Origin of the sequence: Ensifer aridi, from assembly GCF_002078505.1 — a bacterium.
Taxonomy (GTDB): Bacteria; Pseudomonadota; Alphaproteobacteria; order Rhizobiales; family Rhizobiaceae; genus Sinorhizobium; species Sinorhizobium aridi.
Map to the genome: position 1 here is coordinate 132,958 of NZ_LUAV01000012.1, position 17,945 is coordinate 150,902.

Consider the following 17,945-nt stretch of genomic DNA (forward strand, 5'->3'; position numbering starts at 1 on the left):
AGGGAATGCTCCGCATCGGAAGGGAAAATTTGCCCGCTATGTAGGCGAATTATGGTGGCGGGGCAATCCGGCAAAGGCTTGCCACGCCGACCCTTCGATGTGGCGACCCCGCCGGATCAGCCCTGCCCGGCAGCGTCCGCTATCCCCTTTCCGCATTTGAACTCGGTCGGGCCGGCTGCCTGGATTAAGTCCGAAAGCCCGCTCTTGCCCGAGAGATCGCCGGAAAGCCCGATCGTAAGTCCGGTGATGATGCTGCGGCCGTTGACGCTTTGGCAGCGCATCCGCACCCGGTCGCCGGCACCTGCACCGAAGCTATGGTCGAAGGCCTGCTTGATCTGCTTTTCGTCGATCTCCTTGCCGATCTGGTCGGCAAAGAGCGCACGCACGGCCGAACGGTTGAGCTCATCCAATAGCCGGAGCTGCAACGTGAAGTAGTCGTCCGCATTTGACGCTTGGCAGGTGCCGCTGCGCAGCCACTGATGTCGGTCGAGGCCGGATTTGACGCCAGGCATGGCGACGAGCAAGCGCGCGGCCGTGTCGTCGGCCATGGCGGCCTTCGGCAGGTCCAGCCAATCACCCTTGCGGTCGCGGGCCTTCAGCTCCGCTTCCACGCCGCAATAGCTCTTCCTGAGCGGCCACAGGCCATGAAGCGAAAAATGGGTGGCGTCGAACCGTTCCGCCGTCTGGTCGACGCATTCCATGCGCGTCGGCCGCGTCTCGCAAAAGCCTGGCTGCCAACTTACAGCGAGGACATATTCAGTCTTCCCGCCGCCGGCCCCGCCACCCTCGTCTCCTTCCTGCGCGGCGGCGAAGGTGGCAAATCCCAGCCCCACCGCCAGCGCCGCCATCCGCACCACGTTCACTAATGCCCTTGTCCGCATTGTCATAACCGCCTCCAAACAGGAAAACAAAACGAGAACAAATATCAATAAACGCGCGAAAATTGCAACCCCTAATCAACATTTTCGGAATCGTTGTGACCTCATGCGAAACGAGCAACAAGCGCCGATTGCCTTTACCGTCCAAATCGATTTGATATCTGCGACGGCGTCCGCATCGAAGGGGCGACGACAAACAGGCGGTGTGACGGTTTTTTTGGGAGAGCGCATGGCATGTTCGGGCAGGTGAGGACGCATCGAAGCCCGACAGGTGCGACGCTCGGCTGGCGTTATCGCGGCGCCGCAGGCGTGCCCCGCGGGATCCTCATCATCAGTCACGGCCTTGCGGAACATTCCGGCCGTTACGGCCGCTTTGCCGAGGTCATGGCCGCGCATGGCTTTCATGTCTATGCTCATGACCATCGCGGACACGGCGGGAGTAGCGCGCCGGACGCACTCTTCGCCATGTTCGCGCTCCGCGATGGCGCCCGGAAGGTCATCGCGGACCTTCGCGCCATTCGCGATATGGCGGTTGCCGACCATCCAGGCCTGCCGGTCATCCTCTTCGGCCATTCGATGGGCGGGCTGATTGCTCTCAATGCGGCCGAAACCGATCCCGAGCTCTACGATGCACTCGCCGTCTGGAACTCCAACTTTCGACCGGGCCTTGCCGGCCGCGCCGGTCTATTGCTGCTCGCAATCGAGAAGATGTTGAAGGGCTCGGACGTGCCAAGCCCGCTGCTGACGAAGCTGACCTTCGGCGCCTGGAGCAAGAGCATTGCCGACCGGAAGACCGATTTCGACTGGCTCTCGCGCGACGAAGGCGAGGTCGCCAAATATATCGGCGATCCGCTCTGCGGCTTCGATGCGACGGTGTCGCTGTGGATCGACGTCTTCACCTTCGCCTTTGCCGGCGCCCGCACCGATCGGCTGGCGCGGCTACCCGCAACCCTGCCGGTCCACCTCGTCGGCGGCAGCGCCGATCCCTCCACGTTCAACGGCGCCGCCATCCGCTGGCTCGGCAACCGCATGAAAGCACGCGGCATGGCGGACGTCACCATCACCATTCATGAAGGCATGCGCCACGAGACGCTCAACGAAATCGACCGCGAGAAGGCGACGGAAGAATTCGCCGCCTGGTGTCTGGGGGCCGTCGGCGCCAAGCGTCGGGAAAAATCATGACCGACATCGCCCTCACCAGGATCGCGGCCGCTCACCGCCGGATCTCCTACGGCCTGACGCTGATGGTCCTTTCCGTGTTGATCTCGCCTGGGATCGACATCCTGTCCAAGCTCGCCGTTGCAACCCTACCATCGGCCGAGATCACCGCGGCGCGTTTCCTGCTCCAGGTCGTCTTCATCCTGCCGGTCGTGCTGGTGCGCGGCACGCTTTTCGACCTCACCTGGCGAAAAAGCGCGCTGCATGCGTTGCGTGGCGGGCTGCTCCTGCTGACGATGCTTTCCTTCGTTACCGCGCTCAAAGTGATGGAAGTTGCCGACGCGATCGCAATCTTCTTCGTCGAGCCGATCATCCTCACCATTCTCGGCAGCGTCTTCCTGAAGGAGACGATCGGCTGGCGGCGTTATACGGCCTGCGGCGTCGGCTTCCTCGGCGCGCTGCTCGTCATCCAGCCGAGCATGCAGGAAGTCGGCCTGATCGCGCTCCTGCCGATCGTAACCGCCTTCAGCCTCGCCTTATTCCTGCTCGTGACGCGCATGGTCGCCCAGAATGAGGACCCCTGGTCAATGCAGTTCCATGCGGGCATATGGGGCGGTCTTTTCTGTCTCGTTCTGATGTGGCTCGGGGAGGGTAGCGGTTCGGACGTGTTCGATCCCGTGTGGCCCGAGGGCCTCACGTGGATCTATCTGCTCGGCGTCGGCGTCACCGCGACGATCTCCGGCGTCCTCGGAGTCTATGCCTATCGCGCCGCACCCGCCTCGGTGCTTGCGCCGTTGCAATATTTGGAGATCGTCTCAGCGACAATCTTGGGCTGGCTCGTCTTCGGCGACCTGCCGGACGCGTTGAAGTGGCTGGGCATCGCGATCATCATCGGCTCCGGCCTCTATATCATCTGGCGCGAGCGGCAGGTGCAGAAGACAGCGACCGTCGCGCCGGTATCGCCGGCAATCTGAAACCGGCGGAGTAAACCGGCATTGGGAGGTGCTGACATGAAAACGGGTGGGCAACTGGTGGTGGAGGCGCTTGTCGCGAACGGGGTGAAGCGCATCTCCTGCGTGCCGGGCGAAAGCTATCTCGCCGTGCTGGATGCGCTTTACGGTACTGACATCGACATCCTCGTCTGCCGACAGGAAGGAGGGGCGGCAATGATGGCCGACGCCTGGGGCCGACTGACGGGCGAGCCCGGCATCTGCATGGTCACGCGTGGTCCTGGCGCGACCAACGCATCCGCCGGCCTGCATGTGGCGCGGCAGGATTCGATTCCGATGATCCTGTTCATCGGCCAGGTGCAGCGCGACGCGCGCGAACGCGAGGCCTTCCAGGAAATCGAGTATCGCCGCGCCTTCAGCGAAGTCGCGAAATGGGTTGGCGAAATCGACGATCCGGCCCGCATTCCCGAATTCGTCACGCGCGCCTTCGCCGTCGCCACCTCAGGCCGTCCTGGTCCCGTGGTGCTGACCTTGCCGGAAGACATGCTCACCGAGAGCGCGGAAGCCCCGGCGGCACGCGCCTATCAGCCGGTTGAAAGCCATCCGGGCCCGGGCCAGATCGCCCGGCTCGCGGAGCTGCTCTCTGCCGCGAAAAAGCCGGTGGCCATTCTCGGCGGTACACGTTGGTCAATCGAGTCCGTTGCCGGGTTTCGAAGCTTCGCCGAACGCTGGCATCTCCCCGTCGGCTGCTCCTTCCGCCGCCAAATGCTCTTCGATCACCTGCATCCGAACTATGCCGGCGATGTCGGTATCGGCATCAATCCGGCGCTCGCGAGCGAGATCAAAGAGGCCGATCTCGTCCTTCTCATCGGCGGCCGTTTCTCGGAAATGCCCTCTTCCGGCTACACGCTGATGGACGTGCCCTACCCCAGGCAGACGCTGGTCCATGTCCATCCGGATCCGGCCGAACTCGGCCGCGTTTATCGGCCAGATCTCCCGCTCGCCGCAAGCCCGCGCGATTTCGTCGCCGCGCTCGCCGACCTCGCGCCTGCGGAAGAGCCTGCCTGGTCCGCCCGCACCGCCGCCATGCACGCGGCCTATCTCAGATGGTCGACACCGCCGGAAAAGGGTCCGGGCGACGTGCAGATGGGGCCGATCATGAACTGGCTGGAGGCGAACACCGCGCCGGACACGATCTTCACCAACGGCGCCGGCAACTACGCTACCTGGCTGCACCGCTTCCACCGCTTCCGCCGTTACGGCACTCAGGCCGCTCCCGTGTCAGGCTCGATGGGCTACGGCCTGCCGGCGGCAGTCGCGGCCAAGCATCTCCATCCCGATCGCGAGGTCATCTGCTTCGCCGGCGACGGCTGTTTCCTGATGCACGGGCAGGAATTCGCGACCGCGATCCGCCATGAGCTGCCGATCATCGTGCTCGTCATCAACAACGGCATCTACGGTACGATCCGCATGCATCAGGAGCGCGAATATCCCGGCCGCGTCAGCGCCACGGACCTGACCAATCCGGATTTCGCCGCCCTCGCCCGCGCCTATGGCGGGCACGGCGAAACGGTGGCGCGGACCGAAGAATTTGCCGGGGCGTTCCTGCGGGCCCGCGCCAGCGGCAAGCCGGCGATCATCGAGATCAAGCTCGACCCGGAAGCGATCACGCCGACGCGGACGCTGAGCGATATCCGCAACGGTTGAGAGAACGTCCGCCCCTCGTCCCGGCCCAGGGCTTTCAGGCACCATCGCGGCGCTTGGGAAATTGCGCGGTTTCTCTCGGGAATAAGCGCCTCAGCCGCGAATGTGCAGCGTATGCTGGTAAACCGCTGTGGAGCGAGCGCCGGAGCGGCAATAGCCGAGCATCGGCCGCGGGAATTCGTCGAGCGCGTCAACCATGCGCGTCACCGCATCCGCGGTCACGCCCATCGGTCCGACCGGAATATGGGTAATTTCCAGCCCCAGTTCCTGAGCGCGCGCGGCGATCGCATCGAAGGTCGGCTGCTCGGGCACCTCGAAATCCGGTCGGTGGCAGACGACGGACTTGAAGCCGAGCGCCTTGATCTCGTCGAGATCCTCGACCGTGATCTGGCCGGAGACCGAATACTCATCGTTGATCTGGCGAATGTCCATGTTGCGTTCCTCAAGAAAAGCGTTGCCCTGATGTAGGCCCGGCGTCAAACGGCGTCAATCGACAAGCGCTTTCAGGCGACCGCGAAGGCTAGTGCGTAGTCCCGCGATTGGCCAGGCTCCAGCAGCGGGAGCTCTCCACCTGCGGTGAGCTCCGGCCGCTTCGCCAGACGATGCGATGCCGGTTCGATGCTGATGACATTGGCGCCGCCGCGCTGACAGCGCCACATCTGCAGGTGCGGCAGCGTGTCCGTCCGGAACCTCACACGGAGAGTGCGGCCCTGAAGACCGGATATCGCGGTCAGCGCCACCTCCGACAATTGCCCGTCGCTGGCGACGGCCGGTCGGCAGAAATGCGCACTCTCCCCCTCGCCGAACCGCCAGGCGAGCGATCCGCCATCGACCGACGCACTTTCGATTCGCGTTTCGTCGGCAAGCAGCCGACCGGCGATGTTGATGTGGTACATCATCATCGGCGCGAAGGCGGACGTACCGATGTTGATGATGCGATCCGCGAGCGTGACGCTCCGTGTGGCCTCATCGATTTGCCATAGGCGCTTGACCGCGGCCCGCCCACCGCAAGCGAGATCCAGTTCGATGTCGGCGCTGCAGCGATCGCCGGCGACCGACATCTCCGACCGGCTGACGGGTGTTCCTGCGAGCGACCCATGCAACGGATAATGTCCATCCACGCGCCCATCCACCAGTTCCGGATGGCGGATATGGTCGGGGCCGCAGGTGAAGAGAAAGCCCGCAAGGGCACGCTCGATGCGCGGATCGCCGTCCGAGGGGATTGCATCACCGGGTGACAGATCGACGCCGGCGACAACGAAGGCGGCGATATCGAGCGCCGAGGAACGGTCGAAAAGGAGATGGCTCTCAATGTCCTCGCCGGCGCGAAGCGTGGTCTGCATTCGTCTCGCTCCAGAATCAGGCGGATGAAAGCATAATAGCAGCCCGGCGGGCGCCGGCGTCCCGAGCGAACCAATGCGGACGAAAAAACGTTATGGATTCAAGGAGGTCAAAAGGTCGACAGCCGCTCACGACGGCGAGCGCCGTTGCAACGCGCGGGCAGGTCGCCTAACTAGGATTTAAGGGAATGTTCATGATGAATTCATTTTTTCCACATTAACGTCGGAATCGGCATGTACCGCGCCAGGGAAACCACCAGAAAGACGGGTTCTATCGTGACGTCAGCGCCTCGCATTGGCCTTTCGCTTGTAACCGCACTCGGCCTTTTTGCCGCGGAGTTCGCTCCGGCCCACGCGCAGGAGGGCTACGGCGGCTATTGGAGCGATGGCGATGTGATGCTGGTGACCCCGGAAGGGGATATTCTCGACTATATGCCGGGTCGGGACGAGGTCCAGGTCATGCGTGATCGGCGCGGTCGCACCGTATTGGTCGATCCCTGGGGCAATATCGTCGCGACCGTGGTGCCGAATGACGGCTACGGCGCGGCCCGCCGCCGGGAGTATGACGCCGAAAGCTACTCGGACCGCGACCGCGGCTACGGCTATTCCGAGCCCGGCGAGTTCACCGGCACCGTTCCCGACTATGGCGATGTCACCCCTGCTCCAGTCGAGCGTGAGGAGCTTCCAAATAGCCTTCCGTCGCTCTCCGGGCGCGAGGAGGCCGCCTATGATCCGCAATACGACGATCCGTTGGCGCAGCCGATGCCGCCGGCGATCACGCTAAAGGGCAAGTCCCGCGCCGAGATCACCGCCCTTCAGGTCTTCCTCGATCGCGAAGGCTTTTCGCCGGGCGTCATCGACGGCAAGATGGGCTCGAACGTCACCAAGGCGATCGAGGCCTGGCAGCAGGCGACAGGCGAGACGCTCGACCCGAACAACACCGAAGATACCCTCGAACGCCTGCGCTTCAACGGCGGCCTGCCGATCACCAGTTATACAATTACCGCAGCCGACGCAGCCGGCCCCTATGTCGCCTCAATCCCGGAGGACTACGCCCACAAGGCAATGCTCCCACATCTGTCCTTCACTTCCACCGCCGAAATGCTCGGCGAAAAGTTCCACATGGACGAGAACTACCTGCGTGAGCTCAATCCCGGCGTCGATTTCTCCATTCCGGGAACGACGATCAAGGTCATCAATCCCGGTCCGAACAAGGCGGGCAAGGTCACGCGGATCGTCGCGGACAAGGGTCGCAAGCAGGTGCTCGCTTATGACGAAGCGGGAAAACTGATCGCCGCCTATCCGGCCACCATCGGCTCAGCCGACACGCCCTCGCCGTCCGGCACCGTGGCGGTCGAGCGCATCGCCTTCGATCCGGGTTATACCTACAACCCGAAGATCAATTTCCGGCAGGGTGCGAACGATAAGATCCTGCAATTGCAGCCGGGCCCGAACGGCCCCGTGGGCACCGTCTGGATCGCGCTTTCGAAGCCGACCTACGGCATCCACGGAACGCCGGATCCCTCAAAAATCGGCAAGACCCAGAGCCATGGCTGCATCCGCCTGACCAACTGGGACGCGACCGAGCTCGGCAAGATGGTGAGCCCCGGCGTGACCGTCGAATTCGTCGATTAGTCGCTTCAGACGCCCTGCGGCGCTGAATTTGCGCGCCCCCTATCGGACCATCATGTCACGCCTCGCACGCGGTGTCTAAACGCCTGTCGCCGCGACGGAAAGTGCGCCATTGCGACCCTCATGACATCATGAAACATTGTCATGAAAAACTTTGCCGCATTGGCTCTATCACAGGCGAAAATATCCTCGATCACCACAAAGGAACGTCCGCGATGGCGACGGAGCGCCCTCTCCCCAATCTCTGGCATGCGACGGCACCGGCAGGGCCGCAAACGGCTCCGCTTGCGGGTGACCTGACGACAGAGGTGGCCATTATCGGGGGCGGCTTTACCGGGCTCTCGGCTGCCCTCCACCTTGCCGAGATGGGCGTGAAGGCAACGGTAATCGAGGCGCGAATGATCGGATTCGGCGGTTCGGGCCGCAATGTCGGTCTCGTCAATGCCGGCATGTGGGTGAAGCCGGACGACCTGATCGCAACCCTCGGAGCAGCCGCGGGAAACCGGCTGCTCAATGAGCTTGGTGACGGCCCGTCGCTCGTCTATGACCTCGTCGTCAAGCACGGCATCGAGTGCGAAGCCGTTCGCAACGGCACGCTGCACATGGCTGTCGGCGCCGAAGGGCTGAAGGAGATCCGGGAGCGCGAGACGCAATGGAAGAAGCGCGGCGCGCCGGTCGACGTGCTTTCGGCCGAAAAGGCGCACGTGCTTTCGGGTGCGGAAGGCTTCACCGGAGCGCTGCTCGACCGGCGCGCCGGAACGATCCAGCCGCTCGCCTATGCGCGGGGGCTCGCCCGCGCGGCGCTTGCCGCCGGGGCCGATATTTTCACCGATACGCCGCTTCTTGCCGCCAAGCGGCAAGGCGATCTCTGGAAGCTGCAGGCCGGGCGAGGCACCCTCACCGCCCGCCACGTCATTCTCGCGACCAATGCCTATGGCAGCCTTGTGGCCGATGTGCCGTGGAAGGAATACCGGCAGGAACTGACGATTCTCCCCTATTTCCAGTTCGCGACCAATCCCCTCCCGGACCACATCTCCGCGAAGATATTGCCGGAGCGCCAAGGCGCCTGGGACACGGGTCTCGTCATGACGTCCTTCCGCATGGACCGGCAGAACCGTCTGATCTTCGGCTCGATCGGCAGGCTCGACGCATTGGCCGCAGGCACGCACCGGGCTTTTGCCGCCCGTTCACTACGCAAGCTCTTCCCCTATATCGGTGATTTCCGCTTCGAATACTGGTGGGACGGCCGCATCGGCATGACCACGAACAACCTGCCGGCGATGCACGTGCTCGCCCCCAATGTCATATCGGTGAGCGGCTATAACGGCCGCGGCATCGCGCCGGGTACCGTCTTCGGCCGCGCACTCGCCCGCCATGTCATCGGCGACACATCCGCCGTTCCGCTTGCGGAAACGCCGATCACGCCGGATCCGTGGCGGAGCCTGAAATCGGCCTTCTACCACGCCGGCGCCCAGGCCAAGCATTTTATCGACTGGCGGTTCTGACAGGCTCTGCTTGTCACAGGATCCCGCGGGCGCCGCGTCTGCGGTGCAGGTAACCGCCCCTGCGGCTAGGCCGCCCGCGGCAAGGCCGAGCGCAAGCGAGACATCAGTGCGCGGCGTGCGGTTACGGGAAGCAGGCTCTGCACCTCGCTGGCAAGCGCGAAGGCGTTTTCGCGCGCCTTGTCGAGATTGCTGACGCGGTTCGGGTCCATCGTCTGCAAGGTGCCGCCGCATTCGAAGATTTCGCGATAGGCGACGCGCTCGACGATCGGCGTGTCGAGGACCGAGACGCCGCGAGAGGCGAGCAGCGCCTTGATCGTCTGCAGCGCTCGCGTCGTCACCAGCGAATTGACGCGGGTCAACACGACCGAGTGATTGATGCGGACCCTCGCCTTCTGCTCGATCTGGCGGATGAGCTCCAGAATCTGCACCGCGCCGCGCGCATCCATGGCGCAGCCCTGAACCGGGATCAGCACTTGGTCGGAGAGTCCGAGTGCCAGCGCGACAATCGCGTCCTTGGCGCCGGCCAGATCGATGATGATGAAATCGACCTCGCCCTTGAGTTCGCGGATATGACAGGGCAGCGAGGCCGGCGTGACATGCGAGATCACTTCCAGGTTGGCGACATGGCCGGATACCTCGGACCAGCTCGTGATCCAGCGCTGCGGATCGGCATCGAGAACCACGACGCGGTTCCCCTGCCTCGCCAGTTCCGTCGACAAGATCAGCGCCGCAGTCGTCTTGCCCGCACCGCCTTTCGCATTGGCAAATGTGATGACCGCCATTTCTCCACCTCGTCCTTGCATGTTCCGTTTGCGGGCCCGCCCAGCAGGACGGGCGCGCCGGTTTCTTAATAGAACCTTTCAGATCATGGTTAACAAAATGGAAAGTTTGGCTCCCAAAGATTAATCAAAACGCCTTTCCCGTCACTGACGCGTAATGAAAAAGCCCGGAATACCAAAACTTTCCGGGCTTTGAAAAAATTAACGCGACTTACCGTCAGATGCACTCGGCAAAGAGCTTCTTCGCCGCTTCGAGCGTCAATTCGATCGGGTTGCCGCCTGCGGTGGGGTCGACGATTGCCATTTCCGCCATCTCGTCGATGCGGTCGGTGCCGACACCGAGCGCGGAGAGTTTGTCCGGCACGCCGAGCTCCTCTCTGAGCCGCAGCACATAGTCATAGAAGCCATCGAAACCGCCGGCGATGCCAAGGTAAGCGGCGGCGCGGCCGATCTTGTCCTCGATCGCGGCGCGGTTGAAGCGCAGCACGGGCGGCATCACCACCGCATTGGTCATGCCGTGGTGCGTGTTGTAGATCGCCCCGACCGGATGCGACAGCGAGTGGATCGCCCCGAGCCCCTTCTGGAAGGCGACTGCGCCCATGGCCGCTGCACTCATCATATGGGCTCGGGCTTCGATGTCCGCCCCGTCCTTATAGGCGCGCGGCAGATATTCCTTGACGAGCCGCATGCCTTCGAGGGCGATCCCGGCCGACATCGGATGGTAGAAGGGAGACGAATAGGCCTCCAGGCAATGCGCGAAAGCGTCCATACCCGTGCCGGCGGTGATCACCTTCGGCATCCCGACCGTCAGTTCCGGATCGCAGATCGTGACGGCCGGCAGGAACTTCGGATGAAAGATCACCTTCTTCACGTGGCTTGCCGAATTGGTGATGACGCTGGCGCGGCCGACCTCGGAACCGGTGCCGGCCGTCGTCGGAACGGCGACGATCGGCGCGATGCCCTCGACACTCGCCCGCGTCCACCAGTCACCGATATCCTCGAAATCCCAGACCGGACGCGTCTGGCCGACCATGAATGCGACGCATTTGCCGAGATCGAGACCGGAGCCGCCGCCGAGGGCGACGACGCCGTCATGGCCGCCCTCTCGGAAGGCCCTTACGCCGGCTTCCAGGTTCTTGTCGTTCGGGTTCGGATCGACGTCGGCGAAAATGGCGCGACCGAGGCCGCCGGCCTCGAGTATATCGAGCGCATTCTGCGTGATCGCCATTGGCGCGAGCCCCCGGTCGGTCACGAGCAGCGGCTTCTTCATGCCGACCGCCTTGCAATGGTCGGCAAGCTCCTTGATCCGGCCGGCGCCGAACTTGACGGCGGTCGGATAGCTCCAGTTGGCGGTGATGGTCATGCGGTGACTTTCTTCAGGTGATAGGATTTCGGACGGGTGAGATTGTGGAAGCCGAGGACGGAAAGCGAACCGCCGCGGCCGGTCTCCTTGACGCCTGTCCAGCAGAGCGCCGGGTCGAGATAGTCAGCCCGGTTCATGAAGACGGTGCCGGTTTCGAGCTCACGCCCGATCCGCGCGGCCCGCTCGCCATCCTTCGTCCAGAGCGAAACGGTGAGCCCGTACTGACTGTCATTCATTAATTCGATCGCTTCGGCATCACTCTTCACCTTCATGATGCCGACGGCCGGACCGAAGGTCTCCTCCCGCATGAACTCCATCGAATGGTCGACATCGACCAGGATTTGCGGCGCGAGATAGGCGCCGCCATCGTCCTGCGGGAAAAGCTTCGGATCGATCAGCGCCTTGGCGCCCCTGGAGACGGCATCGGCGATCTGGTTTCGGACGGTGGCAGCAAACCGCTTGTTGGCCATCGGCCCGAGCGTCGTTTCCGGATCGAGCGGATTGCCGAGCTTGTAGTTGGAGACCCAGGCGACCGATTTCTCGACAAAGGCGTCGTAGAGCGATTCATGCACATAGATGCGCTCGATGCCGCAGCAGCACTGGCCGGAATTGTAGGTCGCCCCGTCCATCAGCGTGTCGACCGCCGCGTCGAGATCGGCATCCTCCATCACATAGCCTGGATCCTTGCCGCCGAGTTCGAGGCCGAGACCGGTAAAGGTGCCAGCCGCCGCGCGCTCGATCGAGCGGCCGCCTTCCACCGAGCCGGTGAAGTTGATGAAGTCGAAACTCTTGGCAGCGATCAGCGCCGCCGTCGTCTCGTGGTCGAGGAACAGGTTCTGGAAGACGTCCGCCGGAACGCCCGCCTCGACGAAGGCGCGCACCATGCGCTCGCCGACAAGGATCGTCTGACTGGCGTGTTTGATGATGACCGTGTTGCCCGCCATCAGCGCTGGAGCGACCGTGTTGATCGCCGTCATGTAGGGGTAGTTCCAGGGCGCAATGACGAAGATCACGCCATGCGGCTCGCGCTCTATGCGCCGCTCGAAGCGATCGCTCTCCTCGACGACGAGCGGCTTCAGCGCGTCTGCAGCGATCGAAGCGACGTAGTTGGAGCGCTCGTTGAAGCCTCTGAACTCGCCGCCATAACGGACCGGCCGGCCCATCTGCCAGGCGAGTTCCGGCACCACTTCATCGACCATTTCGTTGAGACGCGCGACGCCGGCGAGCACCAGCTTGACCCGTTCATCGAGCGGGCGCTTCGCCCACGCTTTCTGTGCGAGCCGCGCATGTGTTACCGCCTGTTTGGCGAGCTCCAGCGGCATTGCCGGGCGCTCGGCATAGACCTCGCCATTCACCGGCGAAATACATTTGATCATCGTCATGATCGTCTTCCTGTTCCTACTGCGAAAACAAATTTCCCCTCCCCACCCCTTCCCCACAAGGGGAGAGCTTCCCTCTCGCAGCCTCGCCTGATCTCGGCTAATGCCACCTGCGGAGGCGCTGAGTTGGGCGGGCGGTGACGCCGCGAAGCCCTTGCGGAGAGGGGTTGGGGAGGGTTTACCTACGCCCTCTCGAACCCCCGCGCGACTTCCCAGTCAGTCACGCGCCGGTCGTATTCCTGCTGCTCCCATTGGGCGGCATGCACATAATGGTCGATCACGTCCTCGCCGAAGGCCGCGCGCAGCATCTTCGACCCGGAAAGCGCCTCCGTTGCTGCCCTCAACGTATGCGGAATCTCTCGCACGTCCTTGCCATGGTATGCGTCGCCGACGAAGGGCGCCTCCAGTTCCATCTTGCTTTCGATACCGGATATACCGGCCGCGATCAAAGCGGCAAAGGCAAGATAGGGGTTGAGGTCGGAGCCGCCGACGCGGCATTCGATGCGGATCGCCTTGGTGTCCTCGCCGCAGAGTCGGTAGCCGGCGGTGCGATTGTCCTTGCTCCAGATCGCCTTGGTCGGCGCGAAGGTGCCGGCCATGAAGCGCTTGTAGGAGTTGATGTAGGGCGCCAGGAAATAGGTGATCTCGCTGGCATGGGTGAGCAGGCCCGCCACGTAGTGCCGCATCAGCTCCGACATGCCGTGCGGCGCGTTCTTGTCGAAGAACAGCGGCGTCTCGCCGTCAAGGCTCCAGAGCGATTGGTGGATGTGCGACGATGAGCCCGCGGCCGAATAGTTCCACTTGGCGAGGAAGGTGATCGCCTTGCCCCGCTGCCAGGCGATCTCCTTGCAGCCGTTCTTGATGATCGCGTGCCGGTCCGCCATCGTCAGAGCGTCCGCATAGCGAACATTGATCTCCTCCTGCCCCGCGGAAGCCTCGCCCTTGGAATTCTCGACCGGAATGTCCGCGCCCTGAAGGCCATTGCGGATCGCCCGCATCACATCCTCTTCCTTCGTCGTCTGGAAGATGTGGTAATCCTCATTGTAGCCGCTGGCGAGTTGCAGGTCGCGGTATCCGGAGACCCTCGCCTCGTCATACGACTGATCGAACAGGAAGAATTCGAGCTCGCTCGCCATGAAGGGCTTGAAGCCCATGGCTTCGAGTCGCGCCACCTGCTTCTTCAAGATGGCACGTGGCGAATGCGGCACTTCCGCATGGGTATGGTGGTCGAGCACATCGCAAAGCACCAGCGCCGTGCCTTCAAGCCAGGGGATGCGGCGAAGCGTCGAGAGATCCGGCTTCATCGTGTAGTCGCCATAGCCCCTTTCCCAGCTCGTCGCCTTGTAACCGGGAACAGTCTCCATCTCCATGTCGGTCGCAAGCAGGTAGTTGCAGCTGTGCGTTTCCTTCCAGGCGCTGTCGACGAAGTATTCCGCGTGAAAACGCTTGCCCATCAGCCGGCCCTGCATGTCCACTTGGCAGGCGAGCACCGTATCGATGCGGCCGGCGGCCACATCCTCTTTCAGTTCTTCGAACGAGTAGCTCATGAAAGTGTCATCCCGTGTTGCGGCGCGGCCGTTCCCGAAGCCGCGAAAGTCAAGCGGGGATCGCAAACGCGATCCCCGCGCTCCTGTTACCCTCTCAGACTTCGCCTACGGCCTTTTCGGCGGCGACGATCTCCGCCTGGCGGCGGGCGACTTCATCGCCGATCGGCGGCCCGCGGAAGCGGCGGTTTTCAAATGCGAACCAGATGATCCCTGTCACAATCAGGAAACCGACGGTGATATAGAGCGCCCAATCATTCGGCGGCTGGATGCCGAGAACGAAGATCAGCACCATGGCGATGATCGACAGGATCGCGAAGAGCTTGAACATGCCTTCGCCGAGGTTCCACGGTCCCATCTTATCCCACTTCGAGGTTCCCCAGGCGAAAAGGCCGAGCGTGATCGGGATCGCGAAGGAGAAGAACAGGAAGATGACCGTGCACGAGACGACGATCGTGTAGACCGGCGTGTCGCCGATCGAGACCAGCGACGATCCCCAGACGAAGAGCACCGCAAGGATCGAACCTGTCCAGATCGCTGCAACCGGCGTGCGGTAGGTCGGGCTCACCTTCGACAGCGGCTTGGAGGCGGGCAGGCCGCCGTCACGCGAGAAAGCGAAAATCATACGGGAGACCGAGGTGACCGTCGCCAAACCGCACAGCCACTGGCTGACGAAGATGGCGAGGTAGAGAATGTCCTTGATGGCCGGATGGACCCGCGCGTCCATCGCCCAGAAGAAGACGTTCCAGCCCTGCTTGGCCGCCTCGTCCATGTTCGGGATCATCAGCACGAAGGAGCACAGCATGATGTAGCCGAAGAGCGCCGACCAGAGCACCGAAGAGACCATGCCGCGCGGCACCGACTCGGCAGCCTTCACCGTCTCCTCCGAGGTGTGGGCGGAAGCATCGTAACCGGTGATCGTGTAGATCGGCAGCAGCAGGCCAAGCAGAAACACCCAGGTGCCGGAAGTCTGCGGCCAGACATTGCCGCCCGCCTCGCCGGAATAGTTCGAGAAGGTGAAGAGCCGCCCGAACTCGTAAGAGTCCGCCGCTGCAAGGCAAACGATCGCCAGCAGGATCGAGGTCGCGAAGATCAGATAGCCCGAGAAGTCCGTGAGCTTCGCCGTGAGGCCGATCCCCATATGGTTCACCAGGGCCTGCACGCCGGTGATGATCGCCAGGAAGACGATACGAGTGGTCGTCGTGTCTTCCAGCCCCAGATAGGGCGTGCCGAACGAACCCATGAAGAAATAGTAGGTGCCGACATTGATGGCGCCGAGAACCGTCACCAGCCCAAGCAGGTTGAACCAGGCCGTGAGCCAGCCGGTGAAGCGGTTGCCGAGGATCGAGCCCCAGTGATAGAGGCCGCCGGCGGTCGGGTAGGCAGAACCGATCTGCGCCATGGCAACGGCGAAGACGAGCGAAATGAAGCATCCGAGCGGCCAGCCGATGCCGATCGAGGCGCCGCCTGCGCCGGAAGTCGCCTGCGCAAGCGAATTGATACCACCCGAGAGGATGCAAATGATCGAAAAGGATACGGCGAAATTCGAGAACTGGCTCATTCGCCGCTCGAGTTCCTGGGCATAGCCCATGGAATGCAGAATCTGCAGATCCTGCTTCTTATCGATTTCGGTATAGTCTGACATCTTTTTCCCCTGTTTCTCCGGACCCTCCGCGCCATTGCGAAAGGTCGCGTCACCCACTGCTCCAGAGAACGGAACAGCACCGCGGCTTTGCCGCTCCCCCAGGTCTTTTTATTTTGCCGGAAGCGCCGCTACGCCCGTGGTGAGCAGCCCTTCCAGATAATCGGCCACGACCCTTTGGCCGATCTCGTTGCGGATGAGATCGTTGCGGATCTCGATCATGACGTTCGGCACGCCAAAGCGGATGCCGTATTCGATCAAGCTGTGCGTCACGCCGTCGGCCGGTCCATAGGGCTCGTTGCGGCGGATATCGTAGCCCACGTCTCCAACGGCTGCAGCGGCAAGCATGCGGTCCGCCAGCCGACTGTCGGCGTCGTGCAAAATGCCGATTTCGACAGAGCGGGGCTCGCCGAAATAGACCGGCGTGAAGCTGTGCATGGTGACGAGAACAGGCCGCCTGCCCGAAGCCCGGCGGTCGCTGATGAGCTGAGAGACCGCTTCTTTAAACGGCAGGTAGATCTCGTCCACCCTCGCCCGCCGCTCGGCTGCCGACATCGTCCTGTTGCCCGGGACCTCATAGACCTCGCTGACGACAGGCGTTGCCGCATCGGATTCCGGCGGCCTGTTGCAGTCGTAGACTAGGCGTGAAAAACGCTGATGGACGAGCGTGGCGTCGAGCCGCTTCGCGAGAAATCTGCATACCGCCAGAGCTCCCGGGTCCCAGGCGATATGGCTCTCGAGCGCCTCTTCGGAAAGGCCGAGCGTACCGAGACGTTCCGGCAGGCGGCGGGACGCGTGCTCGCAGACGAAGAGGAATTCTCCCTTCGCATCGGCATTCTCGATGGCGACCGGGCCGCCCTCTGCCTGCGTCAAAAGCCCCGTCAAAACCGGCTCCCCTGTGCCTCGTCAGACGATATTTGTGAAAAGAATTCTTCACGAATCGACCAGTGTCAATCAGAATCTGAAACGATCTCTTCAAGAATGTGATTGACTCTGATTGTGACAGCGATGTTTAATTTCTCACAAGCTGGCGAAGACCGGCCGAGGGGCAAGAGCATTGAACGGCAACGCAACATCTATGACCGTGTCGGATGTGATCAACGCACATTTCGCCGCGCTGACGCGCGCGGAAAGGCGGCTGGCGGAGACACTTCTCGATAACTATCCGGTTTCCGGCCTCGGCTCGATCACCACGGTCGCCGAGAATGCCGGCGTTTCGACCCCGACGGTCGCCCGCATGGTCCAGAAGCTCGGCTTCCGCGGATTTCCGGATTTCCAGGCAAGGCTCCACCAGGAACTCGAGGCGACGATCTCCAATCCAATCGCCAAGCATGATCGCTGGGCGGCGAGCGCGCCGGGCACCCATACGCTCAACCGTTTCGCCGACGCGATCATGGGCAATATGCGCCAGACGCTTTCTCAGATCGAACCCCGCGAATTCGACGCGGCCGCAGCAGTCGTCGCCGACCGCAAGCGCAATGTCTATCTGGTCGGCGGGCGCATCACCCGCTCGCTTGCAGACTATCTCTTCACCCATCTCCAGGTCATCCGCACCGGCGTCACCCGGATCGCCGTCAATCCGAGCTCCTGGCCGCACTATGTGCTCGACATGAAGCAGGGCGACGTCCTGATCCTGTTCGACATCCGCCGTTACGAGCAGGAGATGGAAACGCTCGCCCGTTTCGCCCGCGAGCGTGGCGTCGAGATCATCCTCTTCACCGATCAATGGGGCTCGCCGGTCGCCAAGTCCTCCTCCAAGGTCTTCCGCGCCCAGATCGAAGTGCCCTCGGCCTGGGATAGTTCCGTGATGCTGCTCTTCCTCGTCGAGGCACTGATCGAGGCCGTGCAGAGCACGAACTGGGACGAAACCCGCGATCGTATGAAGACGCTCGAAGGCCTGTTCGATTCAACGCGCATCTTCCGTAAGCCGGTCTAGGAGGGACCGCCCGAGGGTTGAAGTTTCCGAAACGAAAGACATCAAGGAGGTGCAAAACGCCGTCACGCACGGGCTCGAAAGCGGGTCATTCCGAAGCCGACACGTTTGGCGCGAACAGGACAGAGCCTGTCACAC

General features: G+C 62.8%; 15 protein-coding genes. 6 read left to right on the forward strand and 9 right to left on the reverse strand.

The features are described 5' to 3' along the window. Window positions 1-116: 116 nt before the first annotated feature. Window positions 117-881: a ribonuclease T2 gene (locus AYK65_RS10780; protein WP_026617805.1), complete on the reverse strand. Its 765-nt coding sequence runs from the start codon at window positions 879-881 to the stop codon at window positions 117-119. Between the two features lie 231 nt (window positions 882-1,112). Between AYK65_RS10780 and AYK65_RS10785 the strand changes: the two genes are divergently transcribed. From AYK65_RS10785 to AYK65_RS10795, 3 genes are read left to right on the forward strand one after another with little or no spacing between them, the layout of a single operon-like run. Continuing rightward, window positions 1,113-2,060, forward strand: coding sequence for an alpha/beta fold hydrolase (locus tag AYK65_RS10785; RefSeq protein ID WP_046118850.1), 948 nt, complete (start codon window positions 1,113-1,115; stop codon window positions 2,058-2,060). After that, the gene (locus AYK65_RS10790) at window positions 2,057-3,010 is read left to right on the forward strand and encodes a DMT family transporter (RefSeq protein ID WP_026617807.1); all 954 of its coding nucleotides are present in this window, start codon (window positions 2,057-2,059) and stop codon (window positions 3,008-3,010) included. The genes AYK65_RS10785 and AYK65_RS10790 overlap by 4 nt, the downstream gene beginning before the upstream one ends. Before the next feature lie 36 nt (window positions 3,011-3,046). Then, on the forward strand, window positions 3,047-4,693 hold the full coding sequence (locus tag AYK65_RS10795) for a thiamine pyrophosphate-binding protein (RefSeq protein WP_026617808.1): 1,647 nt from the start codon (window positions 3,047-3,049) through the stop codon (window positions 4,691-4,693). 90 nt (window positions 4,694-4,783) lie between these two features. Here AYK65_RS10795 and AYK65_RS10800 read toward each other — a convergent pair whose 3' ends face one another. Both AYK65_RS10800 and AYK65_RS10805 read right to left on the reverse strand, forming a co-directional pair. Continuing rightward, a complete protein-coding gene (locus AYK65_RS10800; protein WP_026617809.1) occupies window positions 4,784-5,122 on the reverse strand; it encodes a protein tyrosine phosphatase family protein in 339 nt (112 codons plus the stop codon). Between the two features lie 71 nt (window positions 5,123-5,193). After that, complete coding sequence (locus AYK65_RS10805; protein WP_081158329.1) at window positions 5,194-6,033, reverse strand: DUF4432 family protein; 840 nt, start codon at window positions 6,031-6,033, stop codon at window positions 5,194-5,196. Window positions 6,034-6,264: 231 nt separating this feature from the next. Here AYK65_RS10805 and AYK65_RS10810 point away from each other — a divergent pair, with 231 nt between their 5' ends. Further along, complete coding sequence (locus AYK65_RS10810) at window positions 6,265-7,665, forward strand: L,D-transpeptidase family protein (protein ID WP_046118848.1); 1,401 nt, start codon at window positions 6,265-6,267, stop codon at window positions 7,663-7,665. Between the two features lie 212 nt (window positions 7,666-7,877). Further along, window positions 7,878-9,167, forward strand: coding sequence for an NAD(P)/FAD-dependent oxidoreductase (locus tag AYK65_RS10815; protein ID WP_026617812.1), 1,290 nt, complete (start codon window positions 7,878-7,880; stop codon window positions 9,165-9,167). 65 nt (window positions 9,168-9,232) lie between these two features. Here AYK65_RS10815 and AYK65_RS10820 read toward each other — a convergent pair whose 3' ends face one another. The 6 genes from AYK65_RS10820 to AYK65_RS10845 all read right to left on the reverse strand — a co-directional run bounded on the left by AYK65_RS10820 (window position 9,233) and on the right by AYK65_RS10845 (window position 16,759). Next, window positions 9,233-9,949 carry a ParA family protein gene (locus tag AYK65_RS10820; RefSeq protein WP_026617813.1) on the reverse strand — a complete coding sequence of 239 codons (717 nt, stop codon included), beginning with the start codon at window positions 9,947-9,949 and terminating at the stop codon, window positions 9,233-9,235. Between the two features lie 214 nt (window positions 9,950-10,163). After that, window positions 10,164-11,309 (reverse strand): iron-containing alcohol dehydrogenase, encoded by a 1,146-nt coding sequence (locus AYK65_RS10825; protein WP_026617814.1) that lies wholly within the window; start codon window positions 11,307-11,309, stop codon window positions 10,164-10,166. After that, window positions 11,306-12,691 carry an aldehyde dehydrogenase family protein gene (locus AYK65_RS10830; RefSeq protein WP_026617815.1) on the reverse strand — a complete coding sequence of 462 codons (1,386 nt, stop codon included), beginning with the start codon at window positions 12,689-12,691 and terminating at the stop codon, window positions 11,306-11,308. Before AYK65_RS10830 ends, AYK65_RS10825 begins: the two co-directional genes overlap by 4 nt. Window positions 12,692-12,870: 179 nt before the next feature. Further along, window positions 12,871-14,235 (reverse strand): glutamine synthetase family protein, encoded by a 1,365-nt coding sequence (locus tag AYK65_RS10835; protein WP_046118927.1) that lies wholly within the window; start codon window positions 14,233-14,235, stop codon window positions 12,871-12,873. A 94-nt stretch (window positions 14,236-14,329) separates the two neighbouring features. Beyond that, complete coding sequence (locus tag AYK65_RS10840; RefSeq protein WP_026617817.1) at window positions 14,330-15,877, reverse strand: amino acid permease; 1,548 nt, start codon at window positions 15,875-15,877, stop codon at window positions 14,330-14,332. A gap of 108 nt (window positions 15,878-15,985) precedes the next feature. Beyond that, a complete protein-coding gene (locus AYK65_RS10845) occupies window positions 15,986-16,759 on the reverse strand; it encodes an N-formylglutamate amidohydrolase (protein WP_046118846.1) in 774 nt (257 codons plus the stop codon). Window positions 16,760-16,931: 172 nt separating this feature from the next. Here AYK65_RS10845 and AYK65_RS10850 point away from each other — a divergent pair, with 172 nt between their 5' ends. Next, window positions 16,932-17,810, forward strand: a complete 879-nt coding sequence (locus AYK65_RS10850; protein WP_026617819.1) for a MurR/RpiR family transcriptional regulator — start codon at window positions 16,932-16,934, stop codon at window positions 17,808-17,810. The last annotated feature ends 135 nt before the right edge of the window (window positions 17,811-17,945 follow it).